This window comes from Glutamicibacter creatinolyticus, from assembly GCF_006094275.1.
Taxonomy (GTDB): domain Bacteria; phylum Actinomycetota; class Actinomycetes; order Actinomycetales; family Micrococcaceae; genus Glutamicibacter; species Glutamicibacter creatinolyticus.
Map to the genome: position 1 here is coordinate 2,817,523 of NZ_CP034412.1, position 16,898 is coordinate 2,834,420.

Genomic DNA, 16,898 nt, shown 5'->3' on the forward strand with positions numbered 1-16,898 from the left:
GGAAAACATGGCCTTGGGTGCCCGCTAAAGGCGGCACCGCGCGACCAGGCCGGTGAACCGGCCGGGGGATGACCCGGCGGCGGGCTTCCCGCGGCGACCCGGCAATGAACCGATCCGAGACATGAAGTCCCGCATTTTTAATGTTGGGCCTTCCCAGGGAATTAGGGAGCGAATCATGAAAACCAGTGCCACGAAGAAGACCACGACAGTGCTCACGTTCGCGTTCGCCACTGCCTTGCTGGCCTCCGGATGTTCCGGCAACACCGGTGACAGTCCCGAACCAACGACGGCCACCAACAGCCAGGCGGCGGCACCCAGCACCAGCGCGTCCCCCACCGAAGATGCCTCGCAGTCCTCCGCCTCCTCGACCGGTTCGGCCACGCAGAGCCCGGAATCGCAGAGTCCGGGTTCGCAGAAGAGCGACCTGTCCCAAACCAGCTTCGACACGTCCTGGCAGGATGCGGTGGACAGCGCGAAGAAGAAGTTCTCCGGCGAGGTCTCGAAGATTGAGCTGGAGGCCAATGACGCCGGACGGTATGCCTACAAGGTCGAGATCATCAACGACACCCAGAAGTACGAGACCCACATTGATGCGAACTCCGGGGAAGTGATCAATGAGGAAACCGATGACCTGGATGATGATGAGCGCGGCACCGAGAAGGACAAGAAGCGCCTGGACCTGGACAAGGTCGTCTCCCTGGACGATGCGATGAAGACCGCACAGCAGGAGCAGGCCGGGGCGGTGAACAAGTGGAAGCTGGAGGGCACGTCCGCCGGGCCGCGCTACGAATTCGACATCACCCCGGACGGCGCGAACGAGGACCGCGAGATCAAGGTCGATGCCATCAGCGGAAAGCTGGTTCCCGGCGACGACTAAGCCCCCTAGCGGTCAGGTTCCCCGCCGCCGGCGATGGGCCGGACCAAGGGGACGTACACAATGCCCACACAGCCATGCTCTGTTCCCCTTGGGGACAGGGCATGGCTGTGCCTTTGACCGCTGTTGCCGCTCGCCTGGCCACGGGCCCGACACAGAACCGGCCGGGCACCCTTGGCAAAACGGCGCAAATGCGCTAGCTCTTCAAAGCCGCACTCTCTTCCAGCGTCGAAGCGCTTGTTTGCGGGGAAGCAGCAGTGTCCCTCCCCGCCCGCCCCGGCACCGCGCCGGCCCGCGTTGCGCTCCCCGCAGGACGGCGACCTTAGAACTCTCCTAAAGCGCTCCCCGCCGATTGGCGCAGGGGGCTAGCTTGTTGGCGGGATGAAACGGAAGCCGCGGAGCATCCCGAAAAATCCATCGGCCATCGGGGACCGAGACCAGTAATCGGTACGGTTCGGCCGCAACAGCAGGCGCCAGCAGCAGGAAGGGAAGGAAGCCAGTGACACAGCACCGGAGCGCAGAGGTGGGCACCGCCACCGCCCCCAAGGGCGCGCTGCGCACCGCGACCGAGGAGCAGGCGGTGCACGAATACCTGCCGCTGGCCGACGGCATTGCCCGGCAGATGGGCCAGCACGGCCCGGACCTGGAGGACCTGATCCAGGTGGCCCGACTGGCCCTGGTCAAGGCGGCCCGCCGCTTCGACCCGCGCCTGAACTCCAATTTCGTGGCCTTCGCCCGCCCCACCATCACCGGGGAGCTCAAACGCTACCTGCGCGACCACTCCTGGGTGATCCAGCCGCCGCGCGAAGTCCAGGAGCTGCAGATAGAAATCCGGCGTGAACATCCGCTGTTGTGCCAGGTGCTGGGCCGTGAACCGCGTCTGCATGAACTGGCGGCTCACCTGGGCCAGCCGATCCCCCGGGTCGCCGAGGCGGTGGTGTCCCAATCGGGCCGCCACCCGGATTCGCTGGATGTGGTGCACAACGGGCGCACCTTGGAAGAACAGCTGCCCGATGCCTGCAATGACGAGTTCGCGGCACTGGATGATTCACTGATGCTTTCCGGGGCCCTGCGTCAGCTGGACCCCGATGAGAAGCTGATGCTGCGCCTGCGCTATTTCGAGGACGAAAGCCAGCAGCGCATCGGTGAACGGATGCGGATGAGCCAGGTGCAGGTCTCCCGGGCGCTGGCCCGGATCTTGCAAAAGCTGCAGCGCCACATCCTTGCCCAATTTCCGCACACGGCCGGCGAGCGCGGCACCCGGGCACGCCAGCACCGGCCCCGGGTCGCCTAAGGGCGGCGCCGCACCACCGTGGCACCACGTGAGCACCGCCGGGAATTGCATCCGGCCCTCCCGGACCGGGGCGCAGCCCGGATCCGGGCCGCCGAGCACCTGGCCGACCGGCTGGATAAGCCCATGGGCTTGTTGGGAGTGTTCTTCCTCTTTGTGGTGCTCGGGCAGCTGGTGGTCACCGAACCGCGCTGGGCCCAGGCACTGGCCGTTACCGGCTGGATCTGCTGGGTCGTATTCGTCCTGGAGTTCCTGTTGCGCGCGTATATCGCCCGCTTCCAGGCAACGTTCTGGCGGCACAACTGGTGGCAGGTGTTGTTCCTGCTGGTGCCGTTCCTGCGTTTTGTCAGGGCCCTGCAGGCGGTGCGCACCCTGCGGGTGGCCCGGCTGGGCGGGATCGTATCCGCCGGGGTGCGCGGCTCCAGGTCGGCCGGAAGGCTGCTGAGCAGCCGGATCGCCTGGCTGGCCGCGTTCACCGCGATTGTCATCCTGGCCGCCAGCCAGCTGCTCTACGCAATGGGCTCCCATACCCGGTACTCCACGGCATTGTTTGAGACCGCCATGGCCACCATCACTGGTTCGGGCATCAGCGCCGATGACCCCTTCTCCCGGATCCTGCAGGTGGTGCTGGCCGTGTATTCGGTCGCGGTGTTCGCCACCCTGGCCGGGTCGCTGGGCGCGTTTTTCCTGCGCAGCGAGGAAGCGGCCGAGCGGAATATGGGCCAGGAACCGGAGCAGCGCTAGGTCCCGGGCCCCGGACGGCGCTTAGCTGCCCGGCAGTATCTGCGCGCGACCGGCGTCCTGCAGGATCCCCAGTCCCCGCAGCGCCTGGATGACATCTTCGCTCTGCACCGCCAGCAGGGCCGGGTCGGGGTCGGTGGCGAAGGTTTCCCCGCGGCGCAGGCTCTCATCGGTGAGCACCACGTGCGGGCCCGGGGGCGGGCCCCAGGAGGAGACCGGGGCCGGGCCAAAGAGCACCACGGAGGGCACCTGGTAGGCGGAGGCCAGGTGGGCCGCCCCGGTGTCGGCCGAGACCACGCAGGCAGCCTCGGCCACCAGGGCGGCAAACTCGTCCAGCCCCAGCGTGCCGGCCAGCACCGCCTGTTCCCCCAGCCCGCAGGCCTCCGCCACGGCCAACGCGCGCGGACGTTCGGAGGAGCTGCCGGTGAACACCACCTGGTGCCCGGCCTCGTGCAGGGTGCCGGCGACCGCAGCGAAGCGCTCCACCGGCCAGTGCCGGCTGCCGTAGGCGGCGCCCGGGTGGATGACCACGGCCCCGGGGGCCGGGCTGGGCGCGGAGGGGCGCAGCAGCAAGTAGTCGGCCGGGTCGGATGGGATGCCATGCCACTGCACCAGCTGGCTCCAGCGCACCCGTTCGTGGGCATCCGGGTCCCATTCCGGGCCCTGCTGGCCGTCGGCCCGGTGACCTATCACCCGGTTGGCCTCCAGGGCGGCGATGCGCGAACGGCTCTCCAGGCCGTTGCCGTGCAGGTTCACCGCCACATCCACGCTGCCCGGCGCCCGGTCGATGGGCACGTCCAGGCCGTGGGTGTCCAGCAGCTCGATGCCGCCCACCAGGTCCACGATGGGGCGCAGCCAGGACTGGGCGGCGTAGGTGATCCGGTGTTCGGGGAAGGCGCGGCGCAGCGCCCGCAGGGCCGGGACCGCGACCAGCAGGTCGCCCAGCTTCAGTGCCCGCAACACCAGCACTTCATCCTTCTTCTCACCCACCGGGTGCTCCTTTCGCGACGCTTGAGTACAGCCCAATCCGTGCGGCATTTCCCGGCGATCCGTCGCTGACCGGCACCGGTTTGTGCCATACGGTTTCAGGCAAATCCCAAGGGAAGCACACATTTCCTAAAAATTCACAGAAGCTGGGAGAACCCAAAGAAGTTCTTCTCGGCTGATTATCCCCCGGTGTGACGGGTACCTCAGGTCGTATGGGCAATGAAACAGTTTTTCCCCGGGCGGTGCTCTTCGACCGCGATGACACGCTGGTCGTGGACGTGCCGTACAACGGCGACCCCGATCTGGTGCGGCCGGTGCCCGGCGCCGGGCAGGTGCTGCAGGCGCTGCGCGCGGCCGGGGTGCGCTGCGGGGTCATCAGCAACCAGTCGGGCATCGCACGCGGGCTGATCAGCGCAGAGCAGGTGGCCGCGGTCAACGCCCGGGTCAGTGAACTGCTCGGCCCCTTTGACACGTTCCAGTTCTGCCCGCACGGCCCCGAGGACCGCTGCCGGTGCCGCAAGCCCGCCCCCGGGATGGTGCACCGGGCGTGCGAGGAACTGGGGCTGGAGCCCTGGGAGGTGGCCGTGGTCGGGGACATCGGCGCGGACGTCGCGGCGGCCAAGGCCGCCGGGGCACGCGGGGTGCTGGTGCCCACCGCAGTCACCCGGCCCGAGGAGGTACGCGATGCCGACCTGGTGGCCGGCAGCCTCGCCGAGGCCATGCGGCTGCTGGGCGGGATCCCGGCCCCGGCCGACCAGGGCGCGGGAGGCCGGGCATGAGGCGGGTACTGGTGGCCCGGCTGGACTCGGCCGGGGACGTGCTGCTCAGCGGACCTGCGGTGCGCGCCGTCGCCGCCGCCGACACCCGGGTCAGCTACCTGTGCGGCCCGCAGGGCCAGGCCGCGGCCCGCTCCCTGCCGGGAGTGGATGAGGTCTTCACCTTCAACAGTCCCTGGATCACCGCCCCGGCACCGGCGGCCACCGATGAGCACCTGCAGCCGTTGCGTGACTTCCTGGCCGAACGGCAATTCGACGAGGCGCTCATCCTCACCTCCTTCCACCAGTCCCCGCTGCCGCTCGCGCTGCTGCTGCGCCTGGCCGGGGTGCCGCGCATCACCGGGGCCTCGGTCGACTATCCCGGCTCGCTGCTGGATGTGCGGTTGCGCCCCGGCGAGGACTTTGCCGAGGACCAGCCCGAGGCTTTGCGCGCCCTGGGGATCGCCGAGGCCGCCGGCTACCGGCTGCCTGCCGGGGATGACGGGGCGCTGGCGGTGCGGGACATCCCCGATACCCGGCACCTGACCGGAACCAAACCCTATGTGGTCATCCACCCGGGCGCCGCCGTGCCGGCGCGCACCTGGCCGGCCCTGCACCACGCGGCGCTGGTGGAGCTGCTGGACGCGGCCGGCTGGCTGCCGGTGGTCACCGGCGGCCCCTCCGAACGCCAGTTGACCGCCACCGTGGCCGGCACCGCCGGACTGGACTTGGGCGGGGCCACCGACTTCCACACCCTGGGCGGCGTGCTGGCCGGGGCCGAGGTGGTGGTCACCGGCAACACCGGGCCCGCGCACCTGGCCGCTGCCGTGGGCACCCCGGTGGCCAGCCTGTTCTCCCCGGTGGTCCCGGCGATCCGCTGGGCGCCGTACAAGGTGGCGGTGGAGCTGCTCGGGGACCAGCAGGCCCCCTGCGCCCTGAGCCGGGCCCGCGAATGTCCGGTCCCTGGCCACCCCTGCCTGACACAGGTCACCCCCGAAGAGGTGTTCGCCGCGGTGCAGCGGCTGGGTTCCGGCGTCGCGTCCTTCACCACCCGCCGCCAGCTGCGCCGCAGCAACGAGGTCGTTGAGAACGAAAGGAAGAGATCGTGAAAATCCTGATCTGGCATGTGCACGGCGGATGGATGGACTCCTTCGTGCACGGACCGCATGAATACCTGGTCCCGGTCAACGCGCAGCGTGACGCCTGGGGGCTGGGCACCGGGGGCCGGGACTGGCCGGCCTCGGTAAGGGAAGTCAGCCAGGAGCAGCTGGCCGAGGAACACATTGACGTGGTGGTGCTGCAGCGGCCCGAGGAGCTGGCCGAGGTGCACCGGCTCACCGGCCGGGCGCCGGGCAGCGAGCTGCCGGCGGTCTTCCTGGAGCACAACACCCCCAAGAGCGGGAACGTGCCGAACTCGGTGCACCCGCTGGCCGAGCGCAGCGACATCCCGATCGTGCACGTCACCCACTTCAACCGGCTGTTCTGGGACTGCGGGCGGGCCCGCACCCTGGTCATTGAGCACGGCATCGTGGACCCGGGCTACCAGTACACCGGCACGAACCCGACCCTGGGGGTGGCGATCAACGAACCGGTGCGCCGCTGGCGGGTCACCGGCACCGACCTGCTGCCCGGCTTCGCGCAGATCGCCCCGCTGGAGGTGTACGGGATCGGCACCAAGAAGCTGCCCGAGGCCCTGCAGCTGCCCGAGGGGCAGCTGATCATCCGCGGGGACGTGAACCCGGCCCAGCTGCACGGGATGCTCGGCCAGGCCCGCGCCTACCTGCACCCCTTCCGCTGGACCTCGCTGGGTCTGGCGCTGCTGGAGGCGATGCACCTGGGCATGCCGGTGCTGGCGCTGGGGGCCACCGAGGCGTTCCGGGCGGTACCGCCCGAGGCCGGGATGGTCAGCAGCGACGTCGCCGAACTGCAGCGCACCGCGCGGGTGCTGCTCAACGACCCGCAGGAGGCGGTGGCCCGCGGCCGGGCGGCGCGCGAATTCGCGCTGAAGCACTACGGCCTGCAGCGGTTCCTGACCCGCTGGGACACCGTGCTGGCCGAGGTTGGCGATGTGCGTTCCACGCAGCTTGCCGAAGAATTGACGGAAGGATCAACCCCATGAAAATCGCAATGATTTCCGAGCATGCCAGCCCCCTGGCCGCCATCGGCGGCGTGGACGCCGGAGGGCAGAACGTGCATGTTGCGGCCCTGTCCACGGCGCTGGCCGAACGCGGGCACCAGGTGAGCGTGTACACCCGCCGCGATGATCCGCAGCTGCCCGAACGGGTACAGGTGTGCCAGGGCTTCGAGGTGGTGCACGTGGATGCCGGGCCGCCCGAGCCGATCTCCAAGGACCTGATCCTGCCCTACATGGGGGAACTGGCCCGCGCGGTGGCCGCCGACTGGGGCACCACACCCCCGGCGGTGGTGCACGGGCACTTCTGGATGTCCGGGCTGGCCGCACTGCAGGCCGCCCGCCTGGCCGAGGCGCCGGTGGCGGTGGCCCAGACCTTCCACGCGCTGGGCACCGTCAAGCGCCGCCACCAGGGGGCGGCGGACACCAGCCCGGAGGAACGCTCCTGGATGGAGCCGGCCGTGGCCCAGGATGTGGACTGCATCGTGGCCACCTGCTCCGATGAGGTGTTCGAGCTGCGCGCCATGGGCGCCGAGGGCCAGCGCATCTCGATCGTGCCGTGCGGGGTGGACACCGACCTGTTCACCGCCCAGGGCCCGGCCGAGGCCCGCGGCCGGCGCTACCGTATCGCCAGCATTGGGCGGCTGGTGCCGCGCAAGGGCGTGGCCACCGTCATCGCCTCCCTGGCCGAACTGGCCAAGCTGGGCATCACCGACATTGAACTGGTGATCATCGGCGGGGCCGGCGGCGCCGGATCCCTGGAATCCGACCCGGAGGCCGCCCGGCTGCGGGACCTGGCCAACGAGCTGGGCGTGGGCGATCAGGTGATCTTCCGCGGCCAGCTGCCGCGCGAGCAGATGCCGCAGCTGATCCGCAGCTGCAACGCCGTGGTCTGCGACCCCTGGTACGAGCCCTTCGGCATCGTGCCGCTGGAAGCGATGGCCTGCGGGGTGCCGGTGATCGCCAGCACCGTGGGCGGGCTGGTGGACACCGTGGTGGATTCGGTCACCGGGCTGCACATCCCGCCGCGGGATGAGGCCGCCCTGGCCCAGGCACTGCAGCGGCTGCTGAACGACGAGCAGTTCGCGGCCCGGATGGGCGCGGCCGGCCGGGAACGGGCGGTCACCCGCTACAGCTGGCAGCGCATCGCCACCGACACCGAACGGGTGTACGGCCAGCTGGTCTCCCGCCCCTCGGCGGCACGCGAAGAACGGATGATGGGAAGGGCACAGTAATGGAACAGGCAGTCAATGCGGCAATCAACCTGGACACGGTGCGCGCCCCGCAGGCGGCGCGGCTGGTCACCGGCCACCTGGACGCGCTGGCCCCGGCGGTCAGCTCACTGCGCGGCTCGGCTGACACCCTGGCCCGCTGGGGCACCGTGCTGGCCCAGAAGCTGGCGGCCGGGCAGCGGCTGCTGGTCGCCGGCAACGGCGGTTCGGCCGCCGAGGCCCAGCACCTGACCGCCGAACTGGTGGGCCGCTTCGACGGGGAGCGCGGGGCCTACTCGGCGATCTCGCTGCACGCCGAGACCTCCGCGTTCTCGGCAATCTCCAACGACTACGGCTACGATCAGTCCTTCGCCCGCCAGGTGCGGGCCCACGGCCGGGAAGGGGACGTGCTGCTGCTGCTGAGCACCAGCGGACGCAGCCCCAACCTGCTGCAGGCCGCCCAGGCCGCCCGCCAGGCGGGCCTGGCCACCTGGGCGCTGGTCGGCCAGGGCCCCACCCGGCTCTCCGACCTGTGCGATGAGAGCGTGGAAATCCAGGGCCCCTCGGCCAGCGTGCAGGAATGCCACCTGGTGGCCATCCACGCGATCTGCCGGGTCTTCGACGCGGCCATCGCCGCGCATGAGCGTGAGGCCTCGAAGGGAGCGTGGCAATGATGCGTATCGCCGTCGTCGGTGACCTGCTGCTGGACCGCGACCTGTCCGGGCAGGCCACCCGGCTCAGCCCCGACGCCCCGGTGCCGGTGGTCGATGTGCAGGATGACAGCTACCGGGCCGGCGGCGCCGGACTGGTGGCCAGGATGCTGGCCGGGGACGGGCACCAGGTGGTGCTGGTCTCCGTGCTCGGGGATGACGCCGCCGCGCACCGGCTGCGCGGGGCGCTGGCGGGCCTGGAACTGGCCTGCGGGCCCTCGGGGGCACCGACCCCGGTCAAGAGCCGGGTGCGCGCCAACGGCCAGGGCGTGGTCCGCTTTGACGAGGGCTGTGCCCTGCCGCCGGTGCCGCAGGCCACCAGCACCATGCTCGGGGCCATCGCCGGGGCGGACGCCGTGGTGGTGGCCGACTACGGGCGCCGGGTGGTGGAGAACCCGCGCATCCGCGCGGCCCTGCAGGCCAAGGCCGAAACCCACCCGGTGGTCTGGGACCCGCACCCGGCCGGGGCCCGGCCGGTGCCCGGCTGCAGCGCGATCACCCCGAACCACTCGGAGGCCCTGAAGTTCGCCGGCGCCCTGGGCACCGAACCGGCCCAGGAACCGTCCGCGGCGGCCGCTGCGCTGCACACCGAGTGGGGGTGCCCGGTCGTGGTCACCCTGGGTGAGCACGGCGCCCTGCTGCAGCACCAGGACGGGCAGCCGGTGCGGCTTCCCGCCCCGCAGGTCGGCGCCCACGACCCCTGCGGCGCCGGGGACCGGTTCGCCTCCGCGCTCGCGGTGGCCCTGGCCGAGGGCCAGGAGCTGCCCGAGGCGGTGGCCACCGCGGTGGATGCCGCCGCCGGGTTCCTCGGTTCGGGCGGGGTCGCGGCGCTGGGCGAGCTGCCGGCCGCCACGGCGCGGCCGATGGACGTGGGCACGGTGGCCGGGGAACCGGACCCGTGGCGGGTCATTGAACAGGTGCGCGGTGCAGAGGGGACCGTGGTCGCCACCGGCGGCTGCTTTGACCTGCTGCACGCCGGGCACACCCGGACCCTGCAGCAGGCCCGGGCGATGGGTGACTGCCTGATCGTGCTGCTGAACTCGGATGAGTCGGTGCGCCGGCTCAAGGGCAGCACCCGACCCATCATTGCCGGAGACGACCGAGCCGAGCTGCTGCTGGCCCTGGACTGCGTGGACGCGGTGGTGATCTTTGACGAGGACACCCCGCACGCGGTGCTGGAACAGATCCGGCCAGATATCTGGGTCAAGGGCGGGGACTACGACGCGCAGACGCTGCCGGAAACCCCGCTGATTGAATCCTGGGGCGGGCGCAGCGTGACCGTCCCCTACCGGGTGGCGCGCTCCACCACGTCGCTGGCAGCCGCGCTGGCCCGGGTCGGCTAGCCCCGACCAGGATCAGCGGCACAAGAATACCGAACAACCACTACCGCAAGGAGTTAGTTTTGTCCCAGGACAACCAGAAGCACAATCCCGGACGCGTACTGATCACCGGCGGCAGCTCCGGGCTGGGCGCCGCCGTTGCCAAGGCGGTCGCCGAGGCCGGCGGCACCCCGGTGGTGCTGGACATCCAGGCGCCGGCCGAGGCCCAGGCGCAGTACTACGAAGTGGATGTCACCGACCGTTCAGCGGTGGAGCACGCCGTCGAGCAGGCGGCCGCGGACGGCGGGTTGGACGCGGTGGTGACCGCCGCCGGCATTGACCGCTGCGGCAAACTGGATGAGGTCCCGGCGGACCAGTGGGAGCTGGTGCTGGGGGTCAACCTGCTCGGCACGGTCTCCACGGCGCGGGCCGCGCTGCCGCACCTGGAGAAAAGCCATGGGCGTCTGGTGACCATCGCCTCGACCCTGGCGCTGCGCGGGGTTTCGGATGCGACCGCCTACTGCGCTTCGAAGTTCGGGGTGCTCGGGTTCAGCAAGGCGCTGGCCGCCGAAACGGCCGGGCGGCTGGGGGTCACCACGATCATCCCCGGCGGCATGGACACCCACTTCTTCGATGACCGCACCGAGCAGTACCGCCCGGCGGACAACTCCCGGCTCAATGACCCCTCGCGGGTGTCCGGCGCCATCCTGTTCGCGCTCTCCCAGCCGCGGGGCTGCGAGGTGCGCGAACTGCTGATCTGCCACGAAGGTGAGGATTCCTGGCCGTAAAGAGCGGCCCCAACCACGCTCATTGAAGGCAAGGACGCAGCCCCGCACCCGTTGGTGCGGGGCTGCGTCCGTAACTGAAACAGACCGGCGGCTCAAGTCATTCTTTGCGTCTGCTTTGTGCCGGGTAATAAGTACGCTAGGTTGATCTTTGTCACGCGTTCACTTCAAGAGCACGCGATCGGCCGGGGCCTTTTCTTCCACCTTTCAAGGGTCGCAGTCCCAGCCGCTGTCTTTGCGTATAGAACAGGAAAACCATGACCTCTCGCGTCTCCGGAGCGCTCCTCTCCACCGCCGTCGTTTCGGGCCTACTGTTGTCGCCCGCTGCGGCGCAGGCCGACGAAACCGTGCAGTCCCCCACCGCAATTGCGGCCGAATCAAGCGCCCTCCAGGAACCGGCGGCCAATGCACCGGCCGCCCTTCCGGTGCCGTCGGAACCGGTACAACTGAGCGCGGCCGACGTGGCTGAACCGGTGACAGCGGCTGCCAGCGAGCAGGCCCCGCCGGAGAACGAGCCGGCTGAAGCTGCAACCGACCCGGCCGCTTCGCCTGAGGAAACCGCGGCACCAGCCGAGAACGGTACCGAGACAGAGCGCACCGAACCGGGACCGGCAGAATCCGCCGCACCCACCGTTGCGGATCAGCCCACCACGGATCAGGCCCCGGCAAACGGCTCCGGGACGACAGATGAGGACAACTCGCTGGTCACCGAGGTTCCCGGGTCCGCGGAGAAGAATGTCCCCGCCGCCCAATCGGAGGGTGGGCCGGTGCCGAAGAAGCAGGAAAAGCTGAACCAAGCACCGGAACCGGCCGCGGAAACCCGTGGGGATGACACAAGGAATCTTGCATCCCTCTTCGCGGCCAACGTCAATGGCGTGTCCTTCGACGACGAGGACGCGTTCTGGGATTACCTTGATGAACGCTTCCCCCAGGTCGATGAAAATTGGACGGAAGAACAATGGGAGGCCTTCTTCAAGACTGCTCAGGGCCGGGAATGGGACCGTCTCGTCGATGAATACCTGGAACAGTCCAGCATCGAGGACCCGGACCTCTCCGATGAAGAACAGGCCTGGCTCGATGAGGTGCTGCGCCTGCTGCCGGAAGGCAGCGAAAGCTGGGACGAAGCACAGTGGGAGCAGTTCTTCAGCACCGATCAGGGTAGGGGACTGCTCGGGATCTTCCTCGGCATCGAGTTCGATATGGCCCAAAGCGAGGCCGAGCTGAAGGAACTGATCGAAAGCTACCGGGAGCTCTTGGAGGGCGAGGACGCTGCCTGGTTTGAGGACTTCCTCGCCTGGTACTTCGGCGATCAGACCGAGAGCGGCAACGACAAGGGCAAGGGTGAGGTGAAGCCCTCCAGCAATGCGTCACCACAAGCCGCCAAGACGCCGGAGGCCACGATCGTCGGCGCAGCCGTTGCGCACAAGGTCGACACCGAAGACGCCGCTCAGGCCAAGGCCCCGGCAAGTGATGCCGCGCTGGCCGACACCGGGTTTGGCGGCGTGCTCGCCGCCGGTGCCGGCCTGCTGGTGATCCTTCTTGGCGGCGTGTTCCTGCGCCTGGCCCGGAAGAACACCGCCCGGTAGCGGCGTCGTTCCGCTAGCGGCACTCAATGACGCGGGGCGAAGCGGACCGGTAGACGGTTCGCTTCGCCCCGCGGTGTTCTCCTCTGCGTTTCGGGCTGCGGGCGTTGGCTACTCGGTCGCGCTCTGCAGCTGGCGTCCTGCCGAGAGCAGCTCGCCGCTGGCGGTCAGGTCGGTGATATTCGCATAAACCTCATCCACGCTCACCGCAGCGGTCAGCGGGAAGGTGTGGTCGCAGCGCGGGGCATTCCATCCCACCTGGGTCACGTCGATGCCGCATTCCGGGCAGTGCGTCACCCAGCCCAGGTGCACCCGGTGGCGGCTGCGCTCCAGCGGGGCGGCCATGATCATGTTCCCGGCCCAGAAGATTCCCACGGTGGGGGTCCCCACCGCCTGGGCCAGGTGACGCGGCCCGCTGTCATTGCCCAGCATGACATCCGCGGACTCCAGCACCCCGACCAGGCCCGGGAGGCTGAGCTTCCCGGCCAGCACGTGCACGGCCTCGCGCTGCTCGGCGGGCACCTGCTCCCAGATCCGCCGGCACAGTTCGGCCTCCGCCCCGGCACCGACCAGCAGCACCTGGTAGCCGTCGGTCACGGCCCGGGTGGCCAGGGCGGCGAACGACTCGACCGGCCACTGCCGGCGTGCGTCGGAGGCTCCGGGGTGGATCGCCAGGCGCGGTGCCCGGCGCCCGGCGGCGTCCGGCAGGCTGCGGGCCAGTGCCTCCAACGCCGTGCGTGCCTCGTCCCGGTCGTGTTCGGTCACCTCGATGCGCGGGCTCAACGCGGTGGTGGTGGCCCCGGCCATCCCGGCCACCTCCAGGGCCCGAAGGACCTCGTGCTGGTAGTAGTGGTACGGGATGGTGCGTTCAAGTTCCGCCGCGTCCTCGGTGCGGGTGCCCACCGTGTGCTTCGCGCCCAGTTCCAGCAGGAAGGGGTTGGAGAACCGTCCCCCGCCGTGTACCTGCACGGCCAGGTCGAACTCGCGTTCACGCATCCTGGCCAGGAAGTCCTGCACCTGCTGCGCATCCGCGGCAGCGTCCCCGCTGCCGCCCGGGCGCACACCTTCGGCGAAGGGCAGCACCGCCACCTCATCCACCGGTCCGGGCCTGCCGGCCAGCAGTTCGGCATGCAGCGGAGTGCCCAGCAGCGTGATCCGGGCCTGCGGATAGGCCGCGGCCAGCGCATGAATGGCCGGCATGGCAAACAGCAGGTCTCCCAACCCGCCGCCACGCAGCACGGCGATGCTCCCAATGGATTCGAAAGGTGGGGCCACGGGCCCGACGGCGGTCTCGTTCATTATCTCCTTGCCTTTCCTGCCACACATGCTCCCGGGGCGCATTCGCGCCGTCAGATGGGCTTCTGAGGGCATACCCTACCGCCGGGCGGAGGTTGGCAACGTGATCCTGAGCACTTGCCGGGAACTTGGGTCCGCGGTGACTGAAATGCCGCCAAGCGGGTACCTCAGCGGTAGCAGGGCCTTGTGGACACCTTGGGTGCCCGGGGCCGCTGAACCAGAGCTTTGAGAGCTGATTTTCTGACTGAAGGAGGAACGCGATGTCCACCGCTCCGGCACCAAGCACGCAAGCAGACCGCGACACCGGGCAAATGGTGATCATGGATCCGGCCACCGGCGAGCAGGTCGGCTCCCTCCCCATCGCCGGCCCCGAGGAAGCCCACCGGGCCCTGGCCGCCGCCCGCACGGCAGCCGCCGACTGGGCCGCCACCAGTCCTGCCGAGCGCGGCCAGCTGCTGCACCGGGCCGCGCAGGCCCTGGAGGACGCCGCCGAGGAACTGGCCGAGCTGAACCGCCGGGAAACCGGCAAGCCGCTGCAGGATTCCCTGGGCGGGGTGCAGGCCGGGGCCGCGACGCTGCGCCAGTACGCCGAGCTGGGCCCGGTGCACCGCGGGCACTCCCTGTGCGGTGACCAGCTGGCCACCAACTACACGGTCAGTGAACCGCGCGGCGTGGCACTGCTGCTCACCCCCTGGAACGACCCGGTCGCGGTGGCGGCCGGACTGATCGGGGCCGCACTGGTCACCGGCAACACCGTGGTGCACAAGCCCAGCGAACGCTGCCCGCAGGTGGGCGCGCGGCTGGGCGAGCTGCTCGAACCGATCTTCGCCCCCGGGGTGTTCAGCACCGTGCTCGGGGATGCCGCCACCGGGCGGGTGCTAAGCGAGGCCGGGCAGGCGCAGGTGATCGCCCACGTGGGCTCCAGCGCCACCGGCGCCCGGTTGGCCGAGGTCGCCGCCGCCACCTCGGCGCATCTGATCCGTGAAAACGGTGGCAACGACCCGCTGCTGGTGGATGCCGGGGTGGACCCGCAGTGGGCGGCCGAGCAGGCCGCGCTGGGCTGCTTCGCCAACGCCGGGCAGATCTGCACCAGCGTGGAACGCATTTACGTGCACCGGGACATCGCCGCCGAATTCTGCCGGGCCCTGACCGAGCAGGCCCGCCAGCGCAACGCCTCGGGCGACTTCCAGCCGCTGGTTGACGCCGCCCACCGCGAGGGCGTGCACGAACAGGTGCGCCAGGCACTGGCGAGCGGCGCGGTCGCCGCCGAGGGCGGGATGCTGCCCGAGGGACCCGGCGCCCACTACCCGGCCACGGTGCTGCTGCAGTGCGCCTCGGGCATGCGCGTCATGGACGAGGAAACCTTCGGACCAATCGCCCCGGTGGAGGTCGTGGACGACTTCGAACAGGGACTGGCCAAGGCCCGCGCCGGACGCTATGGGCTGGCCGCCAGCGTGCTCACCGCCGACATCGCCCACCTGCAGCAGGCCGTCGCCGGGCTGCCGGTGGGCACCGTGAAGGTCAACGCGGTCTTCGGCGGGGCTCCGGGCGGAGCGGCCGAACCCCGCGGGGACAGCGGCGCCGGCTTCGGCTACGGGCCGGAGCTGTTGGATGAATTCACGCTCACCAAGGTCGTCCACGTGAGCGCCCCGGAACGGAGGACCCCATGAAGTCGCCACTAGACCAACTGCACGCCCTGACCGAACAGGTCCCCCAGCTGCTGGCCGAGGCCGCCCCGGTGGTGGCCGTGGTCGGCGATGTCATGCTTGACGGCTGGTGGCACGGGGACATCGAACGCTTCTGCCGTGAGGCCCCGGCCCCGGTGGTGGAGGTCCGTGAACGCTCCTACGCGCCGGGTGGCGCGGCGAACACCGCCATGAACGCCGCCCGGCTGGGCGGGGCGGTGCGGATGCTGGGGCTGGTGGGCCGGGACCGGGCCGGCATCAGGCTGCGCCAGCTGCTGGAGCAGGAGGGCATCGACACCAGCGCCCTGGTGGAGCACGAGCAGGCGGCCACCACCACCAAGGACCGGATCATCGGCGGGGACCAGATCCTCTTCCGCCTCGACGAGCAGTCCCGCACCGTGCCCGCCGAGGCGCTGCAGGCGGTCGCCGACCGGGTGGCCGCGGCCGTGAAGGGGGCGGACGTTGTGGTGGTGTGCGACTACGATTCGGGGATGCTGCGCGGCCAGGTGCATGACGCGCTGGTGGCCGAGCTGGCCGACCGCGACCCGGACCAGCTGGTGATCATTGACGCCCACGACCCGCGCCCGTGGGCCGCGCTGGTCCCGGACCTGGCCACCCCCAACGCTCAGGAGGCCCTGGGCCTGCTGGGGTGGGAGGGCCAGCGCCCGCAGGACCGGGTGGCGCTGCTGCGTGAGCGGCACACCGAGCTGCTGGCGCAGACCGGGTCCCGGGCGGTGGTGGTCACCCTGGACCAGGAGGGCACCATCTACTTCACCGCCAGCGGCCGCGAACACCGCACGTGGGCGCGGCCGGTGACCGAGAAGCAGGCCTCGGGGGCCGGGGACACATTCGTGGCCGCCCTGTCGCTGGGCTGCGCGGCCGGGCTGCCGCGCAACATCGCGCTGGAGCTGGCGCAGGCCGCCGCCACCGTGGTGGTGCACCGTCCGGGCACCTCGGTGTGCAGTACCGCGGACCTGCGGGCCCACCTGGGCGGCGCGTCACGGGTGCACTTCAATACGGGGGATCTGGCGCAGGCCATTGCCCGGCACCGTGAGGACGGGCAGAGCGTGGTGCTGACCAACGGCTGTTTTGATGTGCTGCACCGGGGGCACACCAGCTACCTGGAGCAGGCCAAGGAGCTGGGTGATGTGCTGGTGGTGGCCCTGAACTCGGATGAGTCGGTGCGCCGGCTCAAGGGCGAGGGGCGGCCGGTGAATCCGGTCGCCGACCGGGCCGCGGTGATTGAGGCGCTCAGCTGCGTGGACTATGTCACGGTCTTCGACTCGGACACCCCGGTGCCGTTGATCCAGTCGCTGCAGCCGGAGATCTACGCCAAGGGCGGGGACTACACCGAGCAGATGCTCGCCGAGAGCGCCAGCGTGCGCGAGTACGGCGGTCAGGTGCGGATCCTGGACTACGTCTCGGATCATTCCACCACCGGACTGCTGCGCCGCATGTCCCAGCAGGGGGCGGCCGGCAACGGCGCGGCGGCCCAGGTCGCCGAACAGTCCCCGGAAGCGGGAGGCTGAG

15 protein-coding genes are annotated in these 16,898 nt (G+C 70.2%); 13 read left to right on the forward strand and 2 right to left on the reverse strand.

The window, feature by feature from the left end; all coding sequences use genetic code 11:
- Positions 1 to 175 precede the first annotated feature (175 nt).
- The 3 genes from GcLGCM259_RS12965 to GcLGCM259_RS12975 all read left to right on the forward strand — a co-directional run bounded on the left by GcLGCM259_RS12965 (position 176) and on the right by GcLGCM259_RS12975 (position 2,909).
- Positions 176 to 877 carry a PepSY domain-containing protein gene (locus GcLGCM259_RS12965; protein WP_175419428.1) on the forward strand — a complete coding sequence of 234 codons (702 nt, stop codon included), beginning with the start codon at positions 176 to 178 and terminating at the stop codon, positions 875 to 877.
- 496 nt (positions 878 to 1,373) lie between these two features.
- On the forward strand, positions 1,374 to 2,168 hold the full coding sequence (locus GcLGCM259_RS12970; protein ID WP_138926861.1) for a sigma-70 family RNA polymerase sigma factor: 795 nt from the start codon (positions 1,374 to 1,376) through the stop codon (positions 2,166 to 2,168).
- 18 nt (positions 2,169 to 2,186) lie between these two features.
- Complete coding sequence (locus GcLGCM259_RS12975; protein WP_246049598.1) at positions 2,187 to 2,909, forward strand: hypothetical protein; 723 nt, start codon at positions 2,187 to 2,189, stop codon at positions 2,907 to 2,909.
- Positions 2,910 to 2,930: 21 nt separating this feature from the next.
- Here the strand turns inward: GcLGCM259_RS12975 and GcLGCM259_RS12980 are convergent, their stop codons facing one another.
- On the reverse strand, positions 2,931 to 3,944 hold the full coding sequence (locus GcLGCM259_RS12980; protein ID WP_138926862.1) for a glycosyltransferase family 9 protein: 1,014 nt from the start codon (positions 3,942 to 3,944) through the stop codon (positions 2,931 to 2,933).
- A 161-nt stretch (positions 3,945 to 4,105) separates the two neighbouring features.
- Between GcLGCM259_RS12980 and GcLGCM259_RS12985 the strand changes: the two genes are divergently transcribed.
- The 8 genes from GcLGCM259_RS12985 (at position 4,106) to GcLGCM259_RS13020 (ending at position 12,390) form a co-directional block, all read left to right on the forward strand.
- Positions 4,106 to 4,672, forward strand: a complete 567-nt coding sequence (locus GcLGCM259_RS12985; RefSeq protein WP_138926863.1) for a D-glycero-alpha-D-manno-heptose-1,7-bisphosphate 7-phosphatase — start codon at positions 4,106 to 4,108, stop codon at positions 4,670 to 4,672.
- Positions 4,669 to 5,757 carry a glycosyltransferase family 9 protein gene (locus tag GcLGCM259_RS12990; protein ID WP_138926864.1) on the forward strand — a complete coding sequence of 363 codons (1,089 nt, stop codon included), beginning with the start codon at positions 4,669 to 4,671 and terminating at the stop codon, positions 5,755 to 5,757. Before GcLGCM259_RS12985 ends, GcLGCM259_RS12990 begins: the two co-directional genes overlap by 4 nt.
- Positions 5,754 to 6,767 (forward strand): glycosyltransferase, encoded by a 1,014-nt coding sequence (locus tag GcLGCM259_RS12995; RefSeq protein ID WP_138926865.1) that lies wholly within the window; start codon positions 5,754 to 5,756, stop codon positions 6,765 to 6,767. Before GcLGCM259_RS12990 ends, GcLGCM259_RS12995 begins: the two co-directional genes overlap by 4 nt.
- Positions 6,764 to 8,014 carry a glycosyltransferase gene (locus GcLGCM259_RS13000; protein ID WP_138926866.1) on the forward strand — a complete coding sequence of 417 codons (1,251 nt, stop codon included), beginning with the start codon at positions 6,764 to 6,766 and terminating at the stop codon, positions 8,012 to 8,014. The genes GcLGCM259_RS12995 and GcLGCM259_RS13000 overlap by 4 nt, the downstream gene beginning before the upstream one ends.
- Positions 8,014 to 8,664, forward strand: a complete 651-nt coding sequence (locus GcLGCM259_RS13005) for a D-sedoheptulose-7-phosphate isomerase (protein ID WP_138926867.1) — start codon at positions 8,014 to 8,016, stop codon at positions 8,662 to 8,664. Before GcLGCM259_RS13000 ends, GcLGCM259_RS13005 begins: the two co-directional genes overlap by 1 nt.
- On the forward strand, positions 8,664 to 10,043 hold the full coding sequence (locus tag GcLGCM259_RS13010; RefSeq protein ID WP_138927261.1) for a PfkB family carbohydrate kinase: 1,380 nt from the start codon (positions 8,664 to 8,666) through the stop codon (positions 10,041 to 10,043). Before GcLGCM259_RS13005 ends, GcLGCM259_RS13010 begins: the two co-directional genes overlap by 1 nt.
- 59 nt (positions 10,044 to 10,102) lie before the next feature.
- A complete protein-coding gene (locus tag GcLGCM259_RS13015) occupies positions 10,103 to 10,807 on the forward strand; it encodes an SDR family oxidoreductase (protein WP_138926868.1) in 705 nt (234 codons plus the stop codon).
- A 254-nt stretch (positions 10,808 to 11,061) separates the two neighbouring features.
- Positions 11,062 to 12,390 carry a hypothetical protein gene (locus tag GcLGCM259_RS13020; protein WP_138926869.1) on the forward strand — a complete coding sequence of 443 codons (1,329 nt, stop codon included), beginning with the start codon at positions 11,062 to 11,064 and terminating at the stop codon, positions 12,388 to 12,390.
- Positions 12,391 to 12,498: 108 nt separating this feature from the next.
- On the opposite strand, the gene GcLGCM259_RS13025 is transcribed toward GcLGCM259_RS13020, so the two are convergent.
- On the reverse strand, positions 12,499 to 13,686 hold the full coding sequence (locus GcLGCM259_RS13025) for a glycosyltransferase family 9 protein (protein ID WP_138926870.1): 1,188 nt from the start codon (positions 13,684 to 13,686) through the stop codon (positions 12,499 to 12,501).
- Between the two features lie 257 nt (positions 13,687 to 13,943).
- Here GcLGCM259_RS13025 and GcLGCM259_RS13030 point away from each other — a divergent pair, with 257 nt between their 5' ends.
- Positions 13,944 to 15,353, forward strand: a complete 1,410-nt coding sequence (locus GcLGCM259_RS13030) for an aldehyde dehydrogenase family protein (protein WP_138175649.1) — start codon at positions 13,944 to 13,946, stop codon at positions 15,351 to 15,353.
- Entirely contained in the window at positions 15,350 to 16,897 is a 1,548-nt protein-coding gene (rfaE2, locus tag GcLGCM259_RS13035) for a D-glycero-beta-D-manno-heptose 1-phosphate adenylyltransferase (RefSeq protein ID WP_138926871.1), read from the forward strand. The genes GcLGCM259_RS13030 and rfaE2 overlap by 4 nt, the downstream gene beginning before the upstream one ends.
- Position 16,898 lies beyond the last annotated feature (1 nt).

Coding starts and splice junctions, on each gene's coding strand:
- GcLGCM259_RS12965 (WP_175419428.1), top strand. CDS start 176: ATGAAAACCAGTGCCACGAAGAAGACCACGACAGTGCTCACGTTCGCG.
- GcLGCM259_RS12980 (WP_138926862.1), bottom strand. CDS start 3,944: ATGCCGCACGGATTGGGCTGTACTCAAGCGTCGCGAAAGGAGCACCCG.
- GcLGCM259_RS12985 (WP_138926863.1), top strand. CDS start 4,106: ATGGGCAATGAAACAGTTTTTCCCCGGGCGGTGCTCTTCGACCGCGAT.
- GcLGCM259_RS12990 (WP_138926864.1), top strand. CDS start 4,669: ATGAGGCGGGTACTGGTGGCCCGGCTGGACTCGGCCGGGGACGTGCTG.
- GcLGCM259_RS13000 (WP_138926866.1), top strand. CDS start 6,764: ATGAAAATCGCAATGATTTCCGAGCATGCCAGCCCCCTGGCCGCCATC.
- GcLGCM259_RS13005 (WP_138926867.1), top strand. CDS start 8,014: ATGGAACAGGCAGTCAATGCGGCAATCAACCTGGACACGGTGCGCGCC.
- GcLGCM259_RS13010 (WP_138927261.1), top strand. CDS start 8,664: ATGCGTATCGCCGTCGTCGGTGACCTGCTGCTGGACCGCGACCTGTCC.
- GcLGCM259_RS13020 (WP_138926869.1), top strand. CDS start 11,062: ATGACCTCTCGCGTCTCCGGAGCGCTCCTCTCCACCGCCGTCGTTTCG.
- GcLGCM259_RS13025 (WP_138926870.1), bottom strand. CDS start 13,686: ATGAACGAGACCGCCGTCGGGCCCGTGGCCCCACCTTTCGAATCCATT.
- GcLGCM259_RS13030 (WP_138175649.1), top strand. CDS start 13,944: ATGTCCACCGCTCCGGCACCAAGCACGCAAGCAGACCGCGACACCGGG.
- rfaE2 (WP_138926871.1), top strand. CDS start 15,350: ATGAAGTCGCCACTAGACCAACTGCACGCCCTGACCGAACAGGTCCCC.